The 19,645-nt window shown below is 60.0% G+C and carries 8 protein-coding genes and 11 pseudogenes; 9 read left to right on the forward strand and 10 right to left on the reverse strand.

Annotated features, from left to right (window positions below; translation table 11 throughout):
• Window positions 1–438: 438 nt before the first annotated feature.
• The 7 genes and pseudogenes from FBZ93_RS39920 to FBZ93_RS41650 all read right to left on the reverse strand — a co-directional run.
• On the reverse strand, window positions 439–1,521 hold the full coding sequence (locus FBZ93_RS39920) for an ABC transporter substrate-binding protein (RefSeq protein ID WP_146993175.1): 1,083 nt from the start codon (window positions 1,519–1,521) through the stop codon (window positions 439–441).
• A gap of 275 nt (window positions 1,522–1,796) precedes the next feature.
• Window positions 1,797–2,126 carry an ATP-binding protein gene (locus FBZ93_RS41815; protein ID WP_283810894.1) on the reverse strand — a complete coding sequence of 110 codons (330 nt, stop codon included), beginning with the start codon at window positions 2,124–2,126 and terminating at the stop codon, window positions 1,797–1,799.
• Between the two features lie 328 nt (window positions 2,127–2,454).
• Window positions 2,455–3,238 (reverse strand): annotated as a pseudogene (locus tag FBZ93_RS41645) (Mu transposase domain-containing protein); the annotation flags it as partial.
• A gap of 39 nt (window positions 3,239–3,277) precedes the next feature.
• Window positions 3,278–4,017, reverse strand: a pseudogene (locus tag FBZ93_RS39935) (IS66 family transposase); the annotation flags it as partial.
• 79 nt (window positions 4,018–4,096) lie between these two features.
• Window positions 4,097–4,273: pseudogene (locus FBZ93_RS42115) on the reverse strand (hypothetical protein); the annotation flags it as partial.
• A 389-nt stretch (window positions 4,274–4,662) separates the two neighbouring features.
• Window positions 4,663–5,460 carry a class II aldolase/adducin family protein gene (locus FBZ93_RS39945; protein ID WP_246667859.1) on the reverse strand — a complete coding sequence of 266 codons (798 nt, stop codon included), beginning with the start codon at window positions 5,458–5,460 and terminating at the stop codon, window positions 4,663–4,665.
• Window positions 5,461–5,887: 427 nt separating this feature from the next.
• A pseudogene (locus FBZ93_RS41650) lies at window positions 5,888–6,080 on the reverse strand (IS1595 family transposase); the annotation flags it as partial.
• A 302-nt stretch (window positions 6,081–6,382) separates the two neighbouring features.
• On the opposite strand from FBZ93_RS41650, the pseudogene istA reads away from it, so the two are divergent.
• The 5 pseudogenes from istA to FBZ93_RS42120 all read left to right on the forward strand — a co-directional run bounded on the left by istA (window position 6,383) and on the right by FBZ93_RS42120 (window position 10,294).
• Window positions 6,383–7,866 (forward strand): annotated as a pseudogene (gene istA, locus FBZ93_RS39955) (IS21 family transposase).
• Window positions 7,863–8,751: pseudogene (gene istB / locus FBZ93_RS39960) on the forward strand (IS21-like element helper ATPase IstB). The pseudogenes istA and istB overlap by 4 nt, the downstream one beginning before the upstream one ends.
• Window positions 8,711–9,029, forward strand: a pseudogene (locus FBZ93_RS39965) (group II intron reverse transcriptase/maturase); the annotation flags it as partial. The pseudogenes istB and FBZ93_RS39965, both read left to right, overlap by 41 nt.
• A 36-nt stretch (window positions 9,030–9,065) precedes the next feature.
• Window positions 9,066–9,257: pseudogene (locus FBZ93_RS39970) on the forward strand (hypothetical protein); the annotation flags it as partial.
• Window positions 9,254–10,294 (forward strand): annotated as a pseudogene (locus FBZ93_RS42120) (IS630 family transposase). The pseudogenes FBZ93_RS39970 and FBZ93_RS42120, both read left to right, overlap by 4 nt.
• Before the next feature lie 201 nt (window positions 10,295–10,495).
• Here FBZ93_RS42120 and FBZ93_RS39985 read toward each other — a convergent pair.
• The 3 genes and pseudogenes from FBZ93_RS39985 to FBZ93_RS41655 form a co-directional block, all read right to left on the reverse strand.
• Window positions 10,496–12,178 (reverse strand): MFS transporter, encoded by a 1,683-nt coding sequence (locus FBZ93_RS39985; protein WP_146993180.1) that lies wholly within the window; start codon window positions 12,176–12,178, stop codon window positions 10,496–10,498.
• Between the two features lie 1,316 nt (window positions 12,179–13,494).
• Window positions 13,495–14,273, reverse strand: a pseudogene (locus FBZ93_RS39990) (transposase).
• Between the two features lie 669 nt (window positions 14,274–14,942).
• On the reverse strand, window positions 14,943–15,449 hold the full coding sequence (locus tag FBZ93_RS41655; protein ID WP_246667860.1) for a hypothetical protein: 507 nt from the start codon (window positions 15,447–15,449) through the stop codon (window positions 14,943–14,945).
• Between the two features lie 345 nt (window positions 15,450–15,794).
• On the opposite strand from FBZ93_RS41655, the gene FBZ93_RS41045 reads away from it, so the two are divergent.
• From FBZ93_RS41045 to FBZ93_RS40010, 4 genes and pseudogenes are all read left to right on the forward strand, one after another.
• Window positions 15,795–15,965 (forward strand): hypothetical protein, encoded by a 171-nt coding sequence (locus FBZ93_RS41045; RefSeq protein ID WP_167529461.1) that lies wholly within the window; start codon window positions 15,795–15,797, stop codon window positions 15,963–15,965.
• 761 nt (window positions 15,966–16,726) lie between these two features.
• A pseudogene (locus FBZ93_RS41660) lies at window positions 16,727–17,210 on the forward strand (transposase family protein); the annotation flags it as partial.
• A gap of 199 nt (window positions 17,211–17,409) precedes the next feature.
• A complete protein-coding gene (locus tag FBZ93_RS40005) occupies window positions 17,410–18,006 on the forward strand; it encodes an alpha-hydroxy-acid oxidizing protein (protein ID WP_167529463.1) in 597 nt (198 codons plus the stop codon).
• A 296-nt stretch (window positions 18,007–18,302) separates the two neighbouring features.
• On the forward strand, window positions 18,303–19,523 hold the full coding sequence (locus FBZ93_RS40010) for a M24 family metallopeptidase (RefSeq protein WP_167529464.1): 1,221 nt from the start codon (window positions 18,303–18,305) through the stop codon (window positions 19,521–19,523).
• Window positions 19,524–19,645 lie beyond the last annotated feature (122 nt).

Raw genomic sequence — 19,645 nt, forward strand, 5'->3', positions numbered from 1 at the left:
GGGAGCGCCCGTTAGGGTGAGCGCTCCTGCTCGCCCGCAGCTCCGTTCCCTGCCAGTTTCGAACCATGCCGTAAGAGTAAGTCGAAACTTCTACAGCCAAAGCACCCGATCGAGGGCGCCACGCGTTGGGATTCGCCCCTCCCTTTGCCGCACGCCGCCGCGTACCGATCAGATCCGCAACATTCTCGGCAACCGTCATGCGCGGAAAGAGAGTTTAACCGGAACGTCACACCGAGTTCTCGACAGTAGAGCGGCAGGCACGCGATCTCCTTCTCATCCAGCAGCACTTGCCCGCGGTCCGGCATCTCGAATCCAGCATCGTCACCACCCAGTATTCGGAGAACTCTTCCTTACGGCGTCTTCCTATTTTTATTGCTTCGCGTTGCTCTTAGCTCTTATTCCGTGCTTGCGCGCACCCTCAAGTCGCTAAGGTGTCGGTTAGGGCTGCAGACTCCAACTCGACCAAAGTGCGTTGTTGATCTCCAAATTGCTCTTTCCAGAGGCATCCCTCTTTGCCCACCACGCCGGGTTGGCTGCGACCGTCTTAGCTTTGTTTTCCGTATAGGTCGGCAGCAGCTTGGCCCGATCCGCAGGGATCAGATCGAACGCCTTCTTGTTTAGTGGGCCGATGACGAACAGCTTTGCGAGTGCCGCCTGACTCTCGGGTCGAGAGGCGAATTCGATGAACTTCTGGGCATTACTGACGTTCTTTGCACCTTTCAATATTGACCAGTAGGAGTGGTCAGCCACAGCCTGGCTCCAGATATAATCGACAGGCGCTCCCTGCTCCTTTGCCAGCTGAATGCGCGCGTGGAGCGCGGCGCCAATCACCGCCTCGCCGGAAATGAGCGCTTCTGGCGCCATGGCTGCGGCCGTCGTCCACTTTACGACACTTGGCTTGATGCGCGCGAGCGCCACATACGCGCGCTTGAAGTCGAGCGGGTAGAGCTGTTCCGGAGGAATGCCGTCAGCCAGAAGCGCAAGCTCGATCGGAGGCACGGCTGCATTGCCCGCGTTGAGAATGCGGGGCCCGGGAAACTTCTTGACGTCCCAGACGTCGGCCCAGCTCCTTGGTCCATTGGCTTGTGTGTATTTCTTCGTGTTGAATGCAATGACCGTTGCGTACTCGAACGTTCCGACCCCGAAAGGTTGGACAGCATCTTTTGGAAAGTCCGCAAAGACCGATTGATCTATCGCGCTATAGTCGAGCCGCTGCAGCGTACCTTCGCTTGACAGTACCAGGAAGTCTGCCGGCGCCATGTCCACCACGTCCCACTCCGGACTTCCCGCGGCAACCATCCCGCGCAACTTCGGCAATGTAGGTCCAGCCGCTTCGACGACTTTTATTCGAGTGGCCCGCTCGAATGGCTTGAAAACGGCCTCCCTCAGCGCGTCTTGGAACGCGCCCCCGCCCGCAGCAACTACCACCTGGCCCTTATCTTGGGCCGCGGACGGCGAAACCGGACCAAGAGCTGTCGCAATGACAGCACAGAGATAGACGAAAGCGGGCTTGACATGCATGTGGTGCCTCCTCGTAGTGATGAAATAGAGTTCGCTTTCGCCAACTTACGCTCACAGTCGGGCCGCCCTTGCGGCACCGAACGCGCCGGACAGAGCTTATTCTGGATAAGCCAGCGATTGTTCCAAGCCGTAAAGCAGCTGAACAGCAAGACTGTAAAGGGTATCGACGCATAAGGACGCCGAAGATTGGCTGGGGATTGAAGGATTCTGCGTATTTCGCAAAAACGGGACAGTGCTTTCGCTAACTACTGTCCGGACTCAATTGATCCACCAAGTCAGGGCAGGGGAGCGCGTTTTTTTCTTCCGCATGCTGTCGCCTTCGGGGGCGGTGCGGTGTGCATGTGGATGATCCAGTCGAGGATAGCGTCGGCGATGGTGGGTTCTCCGGTCATGCAATGCCATTGGGCAATGGGGAACTGGGCGGTGATCAGGGTGGATTTGCGCCTGTAGCGCTCTTCGAAGATTTCCAGGAGATGGAGACGCTGCTGGTCATTGCGGGTGTGGGTGCCCCAATCGTTCACAATGAACAACTGGACACGCGCGAGCTTGTCGATCAGACGTGGGAAGCTACAGTCGAGGCGGGCCATGGCGAGGTCTTCGAACACGCGTGGCATCCGCAAGTGAGGACGGAATGATCGAGCCTGGCGGCCTGACGTCCGAAGGCACAAACGAGCCAGGTTTTGCCAGTGCAGGGTGTTACGCCGGTCAAGCCCGCGGGGACGCGAAGTCGATATCTTCGATACGGGCGTCGACGAAGCGCAGCTTTGCTGCGGTCAGGCGTTTGTCGGCACGCATGGCGGCTTCGCGATCGAACATCAGGCCGAGCCATTCCTCCCGCTGAGATCGGTGGTATCCTGTTGGCCAATTGCCGGTAGGCGGCGCTTCCGGCCAGGCCGAGGGCCTGCATCTGGTCGATGGTCGGGTGGGTCAGCATCACGATGGTCCTTTCCTTGAATGATAATAGGCCCCGCCACGGATATTGGCGTGGGAGGGCGTGGCTTTGACGGGTTCGGTGGCAGGGCTCGCGCGGTCGCGCCCGGACTTGAGGATGACGCTCACAGAGGAGTAGCTGATCGCGTTGATGGCGAGCGCCCTCTCGGAGGCTGATACCAGCCGACTGCGCTCTTAGCGCCGCGCCAGAGCGATGATACCCATGGCGGAGCGATAACCCCGTTCGGGATGTGGGCGCTCGCGCATCAACCGCTCGACAAGCGTGGCGGTGCTGGCGCCAATCCGCCCCGCCATCTCGATCAAAGGCTGCCGGCGTCATATTGGCGCAACGCCGATGGGCCTTGGGCATGTGCTCGTTCACCGCGACGTAGCCACCGCGCTCGGAACGGCGCACGGGCTGGCGACACGCTGGTGATCCTGGAAGATCTCGACGGCCCGATAGGTGAGCCGGACGTCCAACCGGCGACCGATCAGCCGGTGCGGCACCGAGTAAAAGGTCTTCTCGTCCTCGACATGACAATCGGGGTGGACCTTGGCCGTTTTCCATTCGGTATATTCGAATGGTTCGCCGGGCAGTGGCGCCAGCGCGACGCGCTCGACCTCCTCGAACAGGCCCTGGCGGGATTTCGCGACATGCACATCGGTCGTTCAGCTCCTCGAACAGATCGCCAATCGCGGCATTGAGATCGGCCAAGTTGAAGAACCGCCGGTTGCGCAACCGTGCCACAATCCAGTGCGCGACTATCAGCACCGCGCCTTCAACCTTGGATGACGCCTCGACCGAGCGCGTAAGTCTAGGCCACCCCGGCGGATCGGCACCGCCCAACGGCCGATCGTCGCGCGCGATCGACCAGAACAAGCCCTTCTTGGTGCGGCCGCGGCCGGGATCGAGCACCGGCGCTGTGGTCTCGTCGACCGCGGTCTTGCGCGCGGTCAGAATGATCTCGCGCAGCCTGAGCCAGAGCGGCCGAAGGTCCGCGGGCGCATAACCCACCAGAACGCCAGAACCGAGCGCTTGATGTCGATACCCTGCGCCAGCAGCATCTGAGCCTGCCGATACAGCGGCAGGTGCCAAGCTTATTTGGCGACCAGCACATGGGCGGCCATCGCCTCGGTCGGCAACCCGCCCTTGATCAGCAGCTCCGCTGCCGGCGCCTGAACCACACCATTCGTGCAGGCCGGCAGGCGTATTTGGGACGATGGGTGACGATCACGCGGAACTGCGCCGGGACGACGTCGAGCCGCCGTGAGGCCTCCTCACCGATCACATGCATCGGCGGGCGGCAGCACGGGCAGTTGGTATCTTCCGGGGAATTGTGACGCCGATACGCGGCAGATTGGCGGAAAGCGCGCCACGGGGTTGGCGCGACGCCCGTCGGCACGTTGGCGTGCACATACCGAGTCCCTCTGCGCGCGTTGCAGCTGGCGCAAGAGATGCCGCAGGCGATCCATTTGCGGCAGCGCCTGGTCACGCTCTGAGATCGCCGCGTCGCGCTCTGTGCGCGCCGCAGCAACCAACGCCTGCAGCACCTCGATCTCGATCAGAAGCTAATCCGTGGTCTCGCTCATGCCCGGGACTCAAGCCGATTCGCGGGCGGTTGTGGAATATTGCAGCCGAGCTGATTCAATTGATCACAGAGTTCACGACGTTGCGGTCGGCTGAGCAATATCGCGGGCATACAGGCGCAACCAGTCTAGGCCGTCCGGCGAGCTGTGATGCGGACAAGCGCATCACGCCGTCGCTGATCGGCGGCCAACGGAATGCGCTTTGCTCCAACCGCTTCCACAGCAGCACAAGCCCGGTCCCAGGCCAAGATCTTCAAACAATCGGCTCGCTTTCAACGGAAGACGAAAATTGTTCCCCCAAAGGGATCATAGTGGAGTTGCCATCGGACACAACGGTGCCGACCACCGCTCGTGAAGCTCAATATTCCCGTTATTTATCAGGGTCGAGGCACGGACGAGCAACCCACAAAAAGGCGGCGCCCCGACGGGCACGCACGGAGCTCTCTCGTTGGTCACAAGAACCAAAGAAGGGTTCCTAAGCCAAACATCGCGGAACACACGTTCACACGCGAAGCGGTAGCGAACTCGCCGCCCCGACAAGCAGGCCAGCGACGAACGGTCGCGCCTCGATCCACATGAGACTTGACGGCCCCTTTTGCGTCACCCGACGTCACTTCTTCGGGACTAGGTCTTATAGTCAGGCTCTCGCTCATCCAGGATCCGCTTGAGCGCGTCGAAGTGCCAGTCGCAGGCGTCGCGACCACCGTAGATGTCGCCCTTGCCATATTCGGCCGTCGATCTCCGAACCACATTCTCCGGCATGACTTTGAGCGGCCGTCCGGTCCACATTGCATAGAGCTGCACCTGCGCCGCGCGCTCAATATAATAAAGAAGGTCGTAGGCCTTGGCGACGGAAGTCGCCGCGATGCTGACGCCATGGTTTGCCATTATCAAAATTTCTTTGTCCCCGATTAGGTTCGCAAGACGTACGCCTTCCTCCAACGTGAAGGCCGTGCTGTGGTACTCGTTATCGTATCCAGTGTGCATCATCATCCTAAGTTCGGTCCCACCAATCGGGAGAATACTCTGATCCTCCAAGCGTGCCAGCGCACTAGTGAACGGCATATGACAGTGCAGCACTGTGTCGGCATGCGGGACCAGCTTATGAATTGGGGCGTGAATGTGGTAGCATGAGGGTTCGATAACGCCTTCGCCTACGTGCAGCAAACCATCGTATCCGACCTCCATGAAACAGGCTGCGGTGACTTCCGTCCAGTGGAGGCCGAAAGGTATCTGATAATATCGGTCACTGTGGCCGGGCACTCGGGTGGTGAAATGGTTGAATATCCCCTCATGGAAACCGTGCATAACGGCTAGGCGATGGGCAGCGGCCAGATCGATGCGCGTCTGCCGCTGCGCGGCTTCAATGTCCGGGTTGCCTGCATCCGACCGGGCCAGGATATTCATCTGATTGTTACGCATGGTGTACCCTCCTTCAGGGCTGATTGGCCTTGGCGGATCGTGATTGTGTTTCAGGTTGCCTCTCCGGCTAATGGCCGCCGTCGGAAAACCCGTAATATCTCGAGTTGGCGGCGATGGAACCTACTACAATTTGCAGCTTGCAGAGGGTATAGATAACTGCGACCAGCGCCGGAAGGACGAAGAGCCAAACCCTGCGGCGCTCGAGAAAAGAGGGTTCGAAGGCCGGAATTGGGTCCGGGGTGCTCCGAATGATGTGGCAGCCGCGGCGGCGAATGTGTCGAGGCTCATCTGGCGTGCTGCTCCGGCGTACTCCAAGTCGACGCCATGCTGGGCTCAGTCGCAACACAAGCATGACATCAGGGTTATTCGTGCAAGCAGTTCTATTCGCAGTGATAGAGTCTTGTTTGAATTATCCCCGTAACAACCGCGTGGCGCTGCGCAGAGTCGCCGTCTTCACGTCCGGGATCACAGTAGTTGACAGCGGTCCGCCGCCTGCTTGAGGCCCATGACGATGGTCTTGCCGGCCGCGCCGCGACCGCGCTTGCGCACGCCTCATCCAGCTCTACGTGACCTTGCTGCATGGCGAAGCCTTCCGCCTTCATTATGAGCTTGCGGTGTTGGGCGCAGCGTCCTCCTGCAACACGTCGAGCCGGGCTCGATCGTCTTGACCAACGAGCTATGGCTTACTGGTAGGCGTTGCCGCGCGGCAATCAGGATGGAAGCGCAGCGTTAATCAGGATGAGAGAGCTTCGCCGGGCTCGTGACGCAGGGAGGGCGTAGCCCGATCGGAGTTACGAGCCTAGCGTCGCCGCGATCCGCAAGGACCGCGCCGACTGGTGATTACGGCCGGCCGGTTATGTAAGTGGTTCTTCCGCCAGAGGAATCACTCGCGTGCCCGGTCCGACACATCAATGATCACCAGATGAGGCTCTACATGAAGTACCGTCAGACCGATAGTCCGCCAGTAGCCGCTGCCAAGGCGTCGTTCAGTCCATCAACCGCGTATCGGATCGAGAAGGATCCCCTCCGCCATCGCAGAAGAAGGGTAAGCGCGGCCGTCGCCGGCCGGACCCGTTGGCCGATGCGTTTGAGACAGAAGTGGTGACAATGCTCAAAGCCGCCCCCGGCGTGCGGCCGGTTGCGACCTTCGAGGAGATGTTGCGGCGCCATCCTGAGCTCGGCGTTGGCATCCGCCGCACGCTGGAGCGCCGGATCCACGCCTTGCGGGCAATCCACGGCGAGGAGCAGGAGGTCATCTTCCGCCAGACCCACGAAGTGGGCCAGGTCGGCCAGTCAGACTTCACCGACATGGGCGAGCTGGGCGTCACCATCGCTAGCGCTCCGCTCGATCATCGCGTCTATCACTTCCGATTGGCGTATTGCGGGTTTGAGTACGCTCATGTCGTGCTCGGTGGCGAGAGCTTCATCGCTTTGGCCGAAGGGCTGCAGAATGCCATGTGGTCGCTCGGTGGCGCACCGCGCGAGCATCGGACCGACAGTCTGTCGGCCGCCTTCTGCAATCTCGATCGGAACGCGAGGGACGATCTGACCCGGCGGTACGAGGACCTCCGCGCCTATTGCGGCATGCGGCCTTCCCGCAACAATCGCGGCATCGCCCACGAGAACGGGGCGATCGAGAGCTCGCATGGCCATCTCAAGCGGACGATCGCCGACGCGCTGCTATTGCGCGGCACTGCCGACTTCGATGATCTCGCCGCCTATCGCGGCTTCATCGACGAGATCGTCAGCTGCCGCAAGGCCCGCAACGACAAGCGGATCGACTACGAGCGCGCCACCCTGCAGGCGTTGCCAGATCGCCGCACCTCGGACTACGAGAAGGTGATTGTCCGCGCGACGTCAAGCGGCGGCTTCACCTTGCGCAAGGTGTTCTACACCGTGCCGTCACGCCTGATCGGCCACCAGCTGCGGGTGCGTCTTTACGACGATCGTCTCGACGTGTTCGTCGGCGGTACTCATCTCGTCACCCTGCCGCGCGGGCGGCCGCATCCCAACGGCAAGCACGACCAGGTCGTCGATTATCGGCACGTGATCCATTCCTTGCGGCGCAAGCCGATGACGCTGCTCAATCTGGTCTACCGTGATCGGCTGTTCCCGCGCGAGGCCTATCAGAGAACCTTCGATTCCTTGCGCGAACGGCTGCCAGACAAGAAGGCTTGCCGGCTCATGGTCGATCTGCTCGCGCTTGGGCATTAGCGCGGTTGCGAGGCCGAGCTTGCCGGTCAGCTCGCGGCTGACCTTAATGCTGACCAACTGCCCGACATCGGACGGCTGCGCGCCCACTTCGCGCCCGATCCTGCTTGCGTGCTGCAGGTCATGGTGCAGTTTGCCCCGCTCGCCGCCTATGAGTGCCTCATCGGCGCCGGCCAGATCGGAGACGCCGCATGAACACGGCCAACACCGTCGACACCGCGCGCCTCTCAACGAGCTGCGGCTACCCGCCATCAAGCCGCTATGGCCACAGTTCGCCCAACAGTCCGACAAGGAAGGTTGGCCGGCCGGCCCGCTTCCTCGCCACCATCGCCGAGCACGAGATCGCCGAACACGGCCGCCGTCGCGTCGAGCGCCATCCCGTCGAGGCGCGGCTGCCCGCCGGAAAGACCTTCGACTTCGGGGCCGTGCCGATGATCTCCAAGGCGCAGGTGACTGCGCTCGCCGCCGGTGACAGCTGGTTGGGCAAAGGTGCCAATCTGCTCCTTTTCGACCCGCCCGGCGGCGGAAAGAGTCACTTGGCGGCAGCCATCGGTCTCGCCCTGATCGAGAACGGATGGCGCGTCCTCTTCACCCGCACCACCGATCTCGTGCAGAAGCTCCAAACCGTCTCGATCGCTTCGATCTCCTGATCCTCGATGACCTCGCCTACGTCACCAAGGATCAAGCCGAGACAGCGTGTTGCTTAAGCTCATTAGCGCGCGCTACGAGCGGCGCTCCATGCTGATCACTGCCAATCAGCCCTTTGGCGAATGGAACAGGATCTTCCCAGACCCCGCCATGACGCTCGCCGCCATCGATCGCCTCGTCCACCACGCTACCATCGTCGAGATGAACGTCGAGAGCTATCGCCGCCGCACCGCCGAGCGAAAACGCGGCCCAGGACGGCCGCCGTCGCACGCGACACCAAAAACACTCGCTGGTTGACGCTCCACGACAATCAGAACCAACAAAACTCTTGCGCGCGACAGCCATCGCGGCAATCATCACCACGCCGCGACACTGACTCGCCATCCTGACGGCCGGCGTGGATGGACAGACGATCGAGCAGTTCGATTCTGACTTGCGGAACAATCTCTACAAGCTTTGGAACCGGATGAGTTCGGGAAGCTACTTTCCAGCGCCGGTGCGAGCCGCCTCCATTCCCAAAAAAGACTGGAGGCCAGCGGATTTTAGGCGTGCCTACCGTAGCGGATCGCGTGGCCCAGATGGTTGTCAAACAACTCATTGAGCCGGATCTGGACCCAATATTTTTGGCAGACTCCTATGGCTATCGGCCGAGAAAATCGGCGCACGATGCGATCGGCGTTACGCGCAAGCGGTGCTGGAAATACGACTGGGGCCGCGCGCTCCCCACCCAGATTGTCGCGCTATAAGGCGCCAAGTACGGGACCGTGAAGCACGGCGCGAAGGAGTCGACCTACTGCGACTATCGCCACGACGCGACGCGCCACACGAACCACGTCGAGAGCTTCTGGAAGCTGTTCAAGAAGTCGGGCGCCTCGACACACATCCACATTGATCGTCCGTTCTTTAAACGCGGGCACGGTGTCAACCCCGATAGATGAGGGGCGGACTGACTGAAGGCGTTGTGGGGCCGCTGCAAGACAGCCCAAGCCTTGGCGCTGAGGCCTGGATCGTTCTGGCCTGTGCGGAAGGTAGCCAGAACAAAGAGGTGGCGGCAAAGCTCGGCGCGGTCGAGATGAAGGTAGGCAAATGGCGTCGCCGCTTTGTACAGGACCGCCTGGACGGCCTGCGCGACGAACCAAGGCCCGGACCTCCCCGGACGATCGATGATGCGCGCATCGAAGCCACCATCGTAAGAACCTTGGGAAGCCTTCCAAAGGATGCGCCCCACTGGAATTCGCGCGGCATGTCGAAGGAAAGTGGACCGTGGTCTCAAACGTGCAGCGAAACCGGCAAGCCTACGGTTTGCAGCCTCATCGGATGGAGACGTTCAAGCTAGCGACCGACCCGGATTTCGTGGCCAAGGTGCGCGATGTGGTTGGCCTCTACTCTCCCCGCTCAGCGGGCCGTCGTCCTGTGTGGACGAGAAGTCCCAAATCCAGGCGCTCGACCGCAGCCAGCCGATGTTGCCCATGCGCCCCGCTCAGCCCGCACGGCGCAGCCACGACTACACCCGCCACGGCACGACCTCGCTCTCCGCGGCGCTCGACATTGCGACGGGCAAGGTCATCGGCAAATGCTATTCCCGTCACCGTGCTGCAGAGCTCGGCAGGTTCCTCGACGAGATCGAGGCCGCCGTTTCGCGCGGTCTCGATGTCCATCTCATCACGGACAAAACGCCACCCACAAGGCCTCACTGATCCGCAACTGGCTCGTCAAACGGCCGTGCTGGCGTGTCCATCTCACGCGCTCCAGCTCGTCTTGGTTCAATCAGGTCGAGCGCTTCTTCGCGCTCATCACAGACGAGAAGATCCCGGCGCGGCATCTATTTCAGCGTCCAGGCTCCGCAGACATCATGGACTTCATCAGTCATCACAACGCCGATCCCAAGCCATTCAAATGGACCAAGTCCGCCGACGACATCCTCGCTTCCATCGAACGCTTCGGTCGATACAATACTCAAGCCCAAGCATCGTAATGTTGCGAATTTCTGGTTCAGGATACTAGCTCTGAATTCCGGAACAAGCCGGGGAACTGATTAAGTCGTGGGCACCGCAATCGCCTACGAAACTGCGACTGATTGCATGGCGGTCTTCGGCTACTCGAGCCGATGAGCGAGGTCGCTCGCAGGCTAGCGATCGATGCGACCGATGCGTCTATGAAGCGATATGCGGGCGGACTAACTATGACCGCGCTTGCAATCACCACGCAGCACTTCGTTAGCTTCGCCGTCCGGCAGGTCATCCTTCCAGCGCACCGATCCGAACGTGCGCTCTAGCATGCGCCGGACCCGCACGGGCTCGGGACCAATGTGAAAAGCCATCGCTTGCTGATCCAGCGCGCGTTCTAGCTGCGTCGAGCGGTTGCGCTGGCGCAAATATTCGAGCCAAGTTGGGCAGTGAAAGCGCTCGGTCCACAAGTCCGGATCGGCGATGTCGCGCGCAATTGACCAGCCATAGGCGCCATTGCGCTGCCGTGACAGCTGGATATCTTGCATTACTTTGTGAAAGGCTCGCGCATTCTCTTGCGCGACTCGATATTCGATCTCCACCACCAGAGGTCCGCTTCGGTTGGTGAGTGGTAACCGCACTTCAGGATCGGCGAGCACCTCGGCGTCCTCGCCACGCGCGATGATCGGTGGCATGCGCAGCCACAACCCAAGTAACGGGGAAAATAGCATCAGCGTGGCGGCGGTGAGTAGCGCGATCTCGACGCCAACGGCGTTGGTGAGGCTGCCCCAGCCCCAGCCGCCGATCGCGAATCCGCCGTAGTTCGTAGCTTGGTATGCAGCAAGCGAACGCCCCGTTACCCACCGCGGCGCCGAGAGCTGCACGCCGATGCTGAACACGGTGTTCATAATCATCCACGTTGCACCAGCCAAGACGAGCGCCGCCGTGGCCAAGATCGGCGCGTGGCCCAACGCAACCGCGCCGATCGCTCCGCCTATCGACAGCGTACAGGCACGCACCGCGGCCTCGCCGCTCATGCGGTTGCGTACCTCGCCGATGCAGAGCGCCCCGATCACCCCGCCAAGGCCAAATGCGCCGAGCATGAGGCCGTAAGTCTGGGCGCCTCCATGCAAGACATCTCGCGCGACCAGCGGCATCAAGGCCAGGATCGAACTGCCAATGACATTGGTTGCCAGAGCGCGAGTCAGCGCGATTTTGATCGAGGGTGAATTTGCAATGTAGCGCACGCCCGAGATAATGGCGCGGCTCAGCTGCTCCCGCGGCAGCCGCGAGGGCTCAGCTACGCGTTTCCAGAGAAACAGTGCGGCCAAGAGCGGTAAATACAGCAGTGTGTTGAGCGCAAAGGCCGCAACTGAGCCTGCGGTCGCAACCACTATACCACCGATCGCTGGCCCAAAGCTCCGGGCGATGTTATAGCTGATCCCGTTGAGCGCAACCGCCGCCGGCAGCGACGCCGCAGGCACCTGCTCGCCCACAGAGGATTGCCAGGCTGGGTTCATCAACGCCATTCCGGTGCCGATCACAAGGCAAAGAATTAGCAGCAGATTTGGCGTCGAGAGACCCGACAAATCGATCACGGTTAGCGTGGTTGAGCCGCAAAGCGCGATCAAGAGCGCAAACAGCGCCACGATCCGCCGGTCACACATGTCGGCAATCGCGCCGGCCGGTATAGCAACCAGCATGCCCGGCAGCACCAGCGCGGTCTGTACCAATGCGACCTTGGCCGCGGAAGCAGTCATCTGCGTCATCGCCCACGCCGCTCCTACGCCCTGGATCAGGATACCGAGGTTCGACAGCATGCTTGCGAGCCAAATGCGCCGGAAGACAAGGAAGCGCAGCGGCGCGGTAATGCCACCTACGCTCAACGCCTGCTGCTTGGGCGGATCAATCATATCAGTACCTGCATCGACTGCGATTGATTCTGAACCGGATGAGTGGCGGTCAGAGAAGAATTTTCGCGAGCCGGCGAAGCGCTTTTCCGACCCCATTGACGACAGCCCGAGGAGAAGGCCCCACTGAAGTATCCTTGGTAATCCGTAGCTATCATCTTGCGTGCGGAAATCCGTTTCTCGATTGAGGGTGAGCGCCAACAACTCCGTTGCTTGCCGTGTCGATTTTCGTCGACATAGTACCGCCATCTCCTGGATGGACGCGATGAAGTCACGCCTACGGGCAGAGTTCGGCGTGCTCAGGTCGGCCTGTGCCATTCGGCCATGGTCTCAACTCGAAACTGCTCCCAACTCGTAGCAAGATCAGGCCTCGGTGCGATTAGATTCTAACCTGTCAGCGGAAAACTCGGCTGATGGGCGCCACGAGGCAATTCCAAGTGCTTGATCCTCTTTTTGCGATCACTTCGTTGACCTTCTTGCTCGTCGATACTGCCGCACCGGCTTGAAAAACAGATGGAAGAACTCGGCGATCGAGCCGTCAGCAAGGACATCACGCAACCGGAGGCAATTGCTCTGGTTAGATCGCGTGAAATAGCACCAACTCTAGCGTTCCGCCACAACGGCCGCCTCTCCACTATAGCCGGTGACTCCGCCAGTTGCGAAAGATGGCCGATCGGGGTCCTCAAGATCGAAGAATTCATGTTCGCTCGCACAGTCTGAGCGCCATTGTAAGCGTCCGCTCGGGACCTCCGCTCTTCTAGACTACCAACCTCGCCGCGACTTTTGCCCATTCTTGCTCTCACTCTGCGCCGTCGCTACGACATGCTATGCTTGAAGTTGAAGCGGCTTGTGAGATCTATGCTGCACTTCCGTCATCTACGCCGCGCGCTTAAGTTGCGTTCAGCCATAATGGTGCGCAACGGCGCTCTTGTGTCCGACGCTGACCAGTTTGCCAATCGAGCACGGAATGAGCCCGAGCCCGTATGCGCGGGCCTTAGTCGTTGGTGAAACTCAAGACTGCTAGATGCCTCGTTGAGCCAGAGTTAGACTGCGCGATAGTCTAGACGCGCAACAGTGCGTTTTTTTTGCGTTTTTATGCGAGTGAGCGTCGAAAAAAAGCATATCCCGTCGCGTTCGCCGCCACAGCGATCTGGGCGGCGACACGTCGACGCGCGACCGAGGCAGCTGTACGCAGTCCAGCAGCCAAATACCTAGGGAAGCTGCACGCCGACTGTCGGTCCGGGCAATGGCGGATCGTGTCCCTAAGCGTGGTGTAACTAGCGGGGGGACGCCGCGTTCGCCGGCAAGGGCCGGATTGGTCAGCTGGCGATAGCCGGAAGGCTGACAGTTGGATCATCGCTCAAGGGCGCCATGGTTTCCAGTGTCATGTAACGGGCGTGCTGGACGGCCCATTCATCGTTCTGTTCGAGCAGGATCGCGCCTATCAGGCGCACGATCGCGTCCTCGTTGGGGAAGATGCCGACGACTTCGGTCCGCCTTTTGATCTCACCGTTGAGGCGCTCGATCGGGTTGGTGGAGTGCAGCTTAGTTCGATGCTGCGGCGGGAACGTCGTATAGACCAGTACATCGGTCTCGGCCTCGTCCAGGAAGGTTGCGAGCTTTGGCAGCTTGGGACGCAGCTGATCGGCGACCTTGCCGCCACTGGGCCTTGGCGGCCTCGGCATCGTCCTGGGCGAAGGCGGTGGCGATGAAGGCCGAGACCACGCGCCGCCCGCTTTTGCGGGCATGCGTCAGCGCGTTGCGCATGAAGTGAACGCGGCAGCGCTGCCAGCTGGACCACGGCGGTGAGTGCCTTCTCGGCCATCCGGCGCGGCTCCAGGAAGCCCGGGAAGTAGCTTCCCTTGCGCAGCTTGGGAATGCGCAGTTCGACCGCACCGGCGCGGGTCTCCCAGACCGGTCACGGTAACCGTTGCGTTGCGCCAGACGCTCGGGGTCTTCTCGCCGTACTCGCTCCGGTCAGGCCTTCGACTTCCAGCTCCATCAGCCGCTGCGCGGCAAAGCCGATCATCTCGCGTAGCAGATCGGCGTCTGGGGCCTTCTTCACGAGCGCGCGAAGGTTCATCATCTCATCGGTCATCGGCGGTTCCTCGAATCAGGTTGGTGTCAGCAACCCGACCCTACCGGCGAATCGCCGGTGACCACCGCAAAGCCGTCCGCCCGCCACGGCGCTATTTGACGGCGCGCCTGCGGACGGCCTTGCTCTACCGAGCTACACCATCACCGGGGACACGACCCCGGTGCCAAATCGCACAGCAAAGGAATCAGCAGGCGATTCAACCGGCAATGATTTTATTGGGTGTCGACCCTAGTTCTCGCCTCTGTCCATCGGAGGGAAACGCTCGTCTCGCAGGCTGTGCGTGAAAGCGGCGCCAATCAAACGAATGCGCTCCACATTAAGCGCATCAGGAGACGAACTCGGGGAAATGGGCAGCGCGGCATAAAGGTAGGCTCGGCAGGAGGGAACGCGGCGCCCGCGGCCTGATCAGAGGGCGGCGCCGCAGGGCGGCCTTGAGTTGCCGGCGCGATTAAGGGTGGTCGATGGTACCTGGTTATCTAATCTGGAGTTACAATCCACACGTGCAGTAAAACGAAATCCGCATCTTTCGAACCGCACGCGTCCTGAAAGAACACCGCTATAATTTTCCACCCCACCTCAATTCTAGTCAATCCGCGACAATTGCGCTTGAGAGGAATTCGGTAGGAACGCCCCGGCTCATCCTCCGCGAGGAGGCTCCTAAAACACTCGCTATCGCGAGTCGCTGCCGACGCTTGAGTTTTGGCATCTCATCCAGGACGGGATCGGATTGATCGGCGTCCGATACAGTTCGGTGTTTCCCGCGCCGATGACCCGAACCGCGCAACCGATGACCTTGAGTTCCGGGCGCACAATAGACAGTTCAACCGCAAGCTGATCCGCTCGATCGGCCGCAACTTCGAGGTTCTCAAGGATGAGACCGCCCTGGTCCTTGTACTCTTCACCAATGACAAGATCAAAAGAGTAGTACGGCACCCAAAAGTCTCCCATTTCAGTGAATTGGATCTCGTCATTCGACAAGATTCGGCCAGTAATTCGCTGTGAACAAAGACTGCTGAAAGCCGCATTGAGTGATCGGCAATATCGTCTCCATTTCTCGTGCACACTATGCGGGTTCAAGCGCTGAAGTTCGCCGAAGATCGTCGCGTTACCGGCAAAAACCTGCACCAACTTGATAGCAGACAACTTTTTAGTGCGCTTTGGCGACGTGATCCGCATTTCAGGACTGAATATCTGCACAAAAAGTACGATTTGTATCGAGAATTGCTCGCCACGGAAGATGTACTACTACTGGATCTTCGGCGACGCCGGTCGGCGCGGTGATAAGCGCATGCGCCGCCGGTATGAACGATCATCGCTGCATCGGCTGACTAAAAAACCCTGGCTGAGATTCAGGCTGCAGGAAGCCCCGCTCCTGCGCCATCGGTCACGAACCTATATCAGCTCGATGCTTGCAACCGAATTCGATGGTTCCACGGCTATCGTCACCCACCACGCTGTTCATTGGAACTCGGTTCTGTCGAAGTACCGGAACGACCCGGTCACGCCGCCTACGTATCGGACATGACCGCCACCATCGAGACGTACTGGCCCGCACTGTGGGTGCATGGCCACGTCCACAATTCCAGCGATTACCGGGTCGGCGACATCGGGATCGCCTGCAATCCGCATGACTATGGCGCCGGCGCGAACTCGAACTTCGACGGCTCGCTCGTGGTTGAGATCGGAGAATAAGTCGTCGTGACTCTCCGGCTGATCTTCTTTCTCATGCGGTGCCCCTCATGCTGATACGCTCGTTTCCTTTCTCGATCCGGCCCGCATCTCGCTCGTCCCTTAGGCTTCACATACTCGCCGACGATTGCGAGCAGCTGCGGCTCGGCCGAGCCGTTCCGACAAGAATTCCAGACAAGGCTCCGCTCTTGCAGCACTGAGCGCCCGTCGCGACACCGGAAGGTTTGCAATTGATCGGCTATGCGGTGGGACATCCGGTTCACGGCAATCACATCTTGACGACCACGCCGCTCTGGTGGGCGGATCCCGACGACAATGGGTTCGCAGCTTGTCGCGGTTGTATTGTGTGGGAACTCCCGCCAACGCGTGGGACGTTCGTGGCATTCGGTTCTTCCCCAAGCCATCGGTTCCGAGGATGAGGCATGACCGCTACGGATGATTCCGATGAATTCGACCTCCTCGCCATCGAGAATGACGCTGCATCGACCGGAGCTGCGGCCGATTCATCCGATCTGGACTAGTGCCCGAAGGCGCTGCCCCAGCTCTTGCGCTGCGCGATACTCGCCAATGAAAATCGGCGCGTAGCTGGGAGCGCTACGACTCACTTTTGATGCGGTTTGGAGAGCATTTGGCGTTTTAATCTTAGGGGAAATCAGCGCCAGCAGCAAGCGCTCCACCGCTCCATCTGGTGCCACGTGGGTTTGCTGTAGAGAGTGCGTGCCACGAGGGTGATAAGGCCGTTGTCGTGCTCCGGGCGGCCGGAAGCGCTGGTTCTATGTCCATCGTGCGGCGCGACTTCCCGGCGCGTCCATAGCCGCTATTGACGACGCGTGACCGACCTGCCGCTCTCGGGGCGGATCGTCACATAGTAATTGCCCGGCGCTTCCGCTGCGACGCGGTCCTGTGCGGGCGTCAAATCTTCACGGAACGCTTCGAAGGCGTACTGGCACCATCGGCGCGACGCACGGCAAGGCTGGACCTATCGTCCATCACGTCGGTCTGGCGCTTGGCGGTCGACCGGTAGCAGGTTTCACAAAGCGGCTGATGCTGCCGGTCAGCAAGGATACACTCTTGCGCGAGGTCCGACGCCGTTACCGCCCGCCAGCTGACCCGCTCAAGGTTATCGGCATTGATGATTGGGCCGGGCGACGCAATCACCGATACGCCAGCATCATCTGCAGCCTGAAAAGGCGTCGGATCGTTACCCTGTTGCCGGATCGAGAGCCCGCGACCACACAAGCCTGGCTCGGCCCCGGCGGTCGATCAAAATCCCCCGGGTGAGGTCACCTCAAGCTCCCCCACCAGATTCCGCCTGGCTAGGCGGCTGATCGGCCGCAAAGCACGTAGCAGGGCGTTTATATTCGCCCCATGTTCGAGTATGAGGATGCAAGCCCCTTCGGGATCTGGCTGGTGGCATTGCGGATTCTTCCGACCCGGCGCAGATTCGATGCTTGCGGCTGCGGCGGGGTTCGGCATTCACTACATCATGTCGAGCGCGAGTTGCGACTCCCTTGAAGCGGCGATGGCGCAAGCGCCCAAGACAACATGGTTTCAGATCTATGGCACGCGCGATCCGTGCATTACTTTCGACCTGGTCCGCCGCGCCAAACGGCTTGGCGTGCGCACGTTGCTGACGACCATCGACGCGCCGGTGGTGAGCAAGCGCCAGCGTACGTCCGTAAAAGGATTACGCGAGCCAACGAACATGATCCTATCGGCGATTCTGCAGGGATTGAGTCGGCCGGGCTGGACATATCGGTATCTCACCAGAGGCGGGATTTCGATGATGCAAAACTGGCGCCCCTATGCTGCCATGGATGCCAACGCGAATGCCGTGGCCGAGCTCTACAATGGGCACACGCCAGCGCCAGCCAGCGCAGACTTGGTCGACCTTCGGGGAGATTCGCAAGGCCTGGCAGGGTCCATTGGTCGTCAAGGGCGTGATGCACCCGGTCGATGTGTTGAAGTGTCTCGGGTTCGACGCCAACGCCTTGATGGTGTCAAACGACGGCCATCGATAGCGCGCCCGGCTGCCTGCGATTGAACGACCAGGGAAGAACAATGTGACCAAACGCATGCACTTGATCCGCTGCTACATGCACGGTCTCGCGTCACATGGCCGTGCCGCGATCCGTTGGCCTCATCGCGCGCAGTTCAAAGACTTCCTCAACAGCCTGCTAAGTTAGACGATTTCCCGAGGTGTAATCTGATATAGCGCAGCAATGCTGCGAATGACACTGAGAAACGCGCAACATGAACGCAAGGGCGGGCCTAACCTTCGTCGAAAGTCAATCGAGCCATGTGCGGCCGCCTGGTCAGGGCATTTGTTGGAGACGAGCTATGATTGCTGTCGATTTTGCTTCCATCAAAACAATCCCTTACGCTCCGTTTCCGCAAATCGAATACCAAAATCGAGTCGAACAAGCGCGGCGTTTGATGAAAAAATGTGCCTTTGATGCGCTTCTGGTAACCTCAGAGCACAACTTGCGCTATTTCGTTGGCGAGGTTAGCTCAACGCCGCATGGAACCACCCGACCGCGCTTTCTCCTTATCCCCTCATCTGGTGACGTTCTCGCAATCGTTCCAACGGGAGTCGACCAGTTCTATCGAGAAACAACTTGGGTAAGAAATTGTCGGACTTGGCCTGGTCCGAATCCAAAGGATGAGGGTGTTTCTACGCTTGCGACAGCGTTGTGTGACCTCCTGCCAGAAGATGCCAGGATCGGAACGGAGCTTGGCGCGGAAAGCAGGCTTGGCTTTCCTGTAGGCGATTTCTTGCGTGTTGCGGAGGCGATCAAGCCTCGAATGTTTGTCGATGCATCGGATCCGATTTTCACGCCCTTGCGGATGATCAAGTCCCCGTTAGAGATTGATCGAATTCGCACGCTATGTGGCATTGTTTCGGAAGCGTTTAATGATCTTCCTGCAAAGTTGCGTCCGGGCATGACAGAAAGAGAGGCATGCCGCGTTTTTGAGCTCGATTGCTTCATTCGTGGGGTCGAGAAAACTACGAGAGTTCAGGGGCTCTCTGGGCGTGGAGGCGTCACTCGTCCTTACGGTGTTCCGACCAACAGGGTTCTATCGAATGAGGACCTACTGTACATCGATGCTGGCTTTTTGTTCGATTTCTATTGGTGCGACTTCCCACGAAAGTTTTCCTTCGGTACACCTGATCCGCATACGAACGATGCCTACCAAATCGTTTGGGATGCGACGGAGGCAGGTATAGCTGCAGTTAAACCTGGTATCCAGATCTGCGATCTTTGGACAGCAATGTCAGATGTACTCCATGGCTCCAACAGTCGAAGCAAAGTCACTAATATCGGGCGAATGGGACACTCCATGGGGTTGTGGATGCCGGAGCTACCTTCGGTCCAGCCCGATGACAAGACGATACTAAAACCGGGTGTGATCATCAACATTGAACCAAGCACGTCCTACACTTCGTATTTCGATGGCTCGGCGAAATTGATGTTGCACGAAGAGGTTGTTGTCGTGACCGAAGCTGGGGCAGAATTGCTTACGTTTCGTGCTCCTCGAACGATGCCGGTCGTTGCTTAGTCGTTCGTGAAGAACCGGCGCGCCGCCGGCTCAGGCGATATTTGGCGCCGGGATGGTCTCGAGGAAGGCTCGGATGATGGCACGCAAGAGCTCTGCGAGCCATCGCAGGAGCAGGCCGAAGT

Source organism: Bradyrhizobium macuxiense (genome assembly GCF_007993935.1).
Classification (GTDB): Bacteria; Pseudomonadota; Alphaproteobacteria; order Rhizobiales; family Xanthobacteraceae; genus Bradyrhizobium; species Bradyrhizobium macuxiense_A.

Bases quoted from the DNA above. Each gene is read 5' to 3' on its own strand.
- FBZ93_RS39920 (WP_146993175.1), bottom strand. From the start codon at position 1,521: ATGCATGTCAAGCCCGCTTTCGTCTATCTCTGTGCTGTCATTGCGACA.
- FBZ93_RS39945 (WP_246667859.1), bottom strand. From the start codon at position 5,460: ATGCGTAACAATCAGATGAATATCCTGGCCCGGTCGGATGCAGGCAAC.
- FBZ93_RS39985 (WP_146993180.1), bottom strand. From the start codon at position 12,178: ATGATTGATCCGCCCAAGCAGCAGGCGTTGAGCGTAGGTGGCATTACC.
- FBZ93_RS41655 (WP_246667860.1), bottom strand. From the start codon at position 15,449: ATGCGGATCACGTCGCCAAAGCGCACTAAAAAGTTGTCTGCTATCAAG.
- FBZ93_RS41045 (WP_167529461.1), top strand. From the start codon at position 15,795: ATGACCGCCACCATCGAGACGTACTGGCCCGCACTGTGGGTGCATGGC.
- FBZ93_RS40005 (WP_167529463.1), top strand. From the start codon at position 17,410: ATGCTTGCGGCTGCGGCGGGGTTCGGCATTCACTACATCATGTCGAGC.
- FBZ93_RS40010 (WP_167529464.1), top strand. From the start codon at position 18,303: ATGATTGCTGTCGATTTTGCTTCCATCAAAACAATCCCTTACGCTCCG.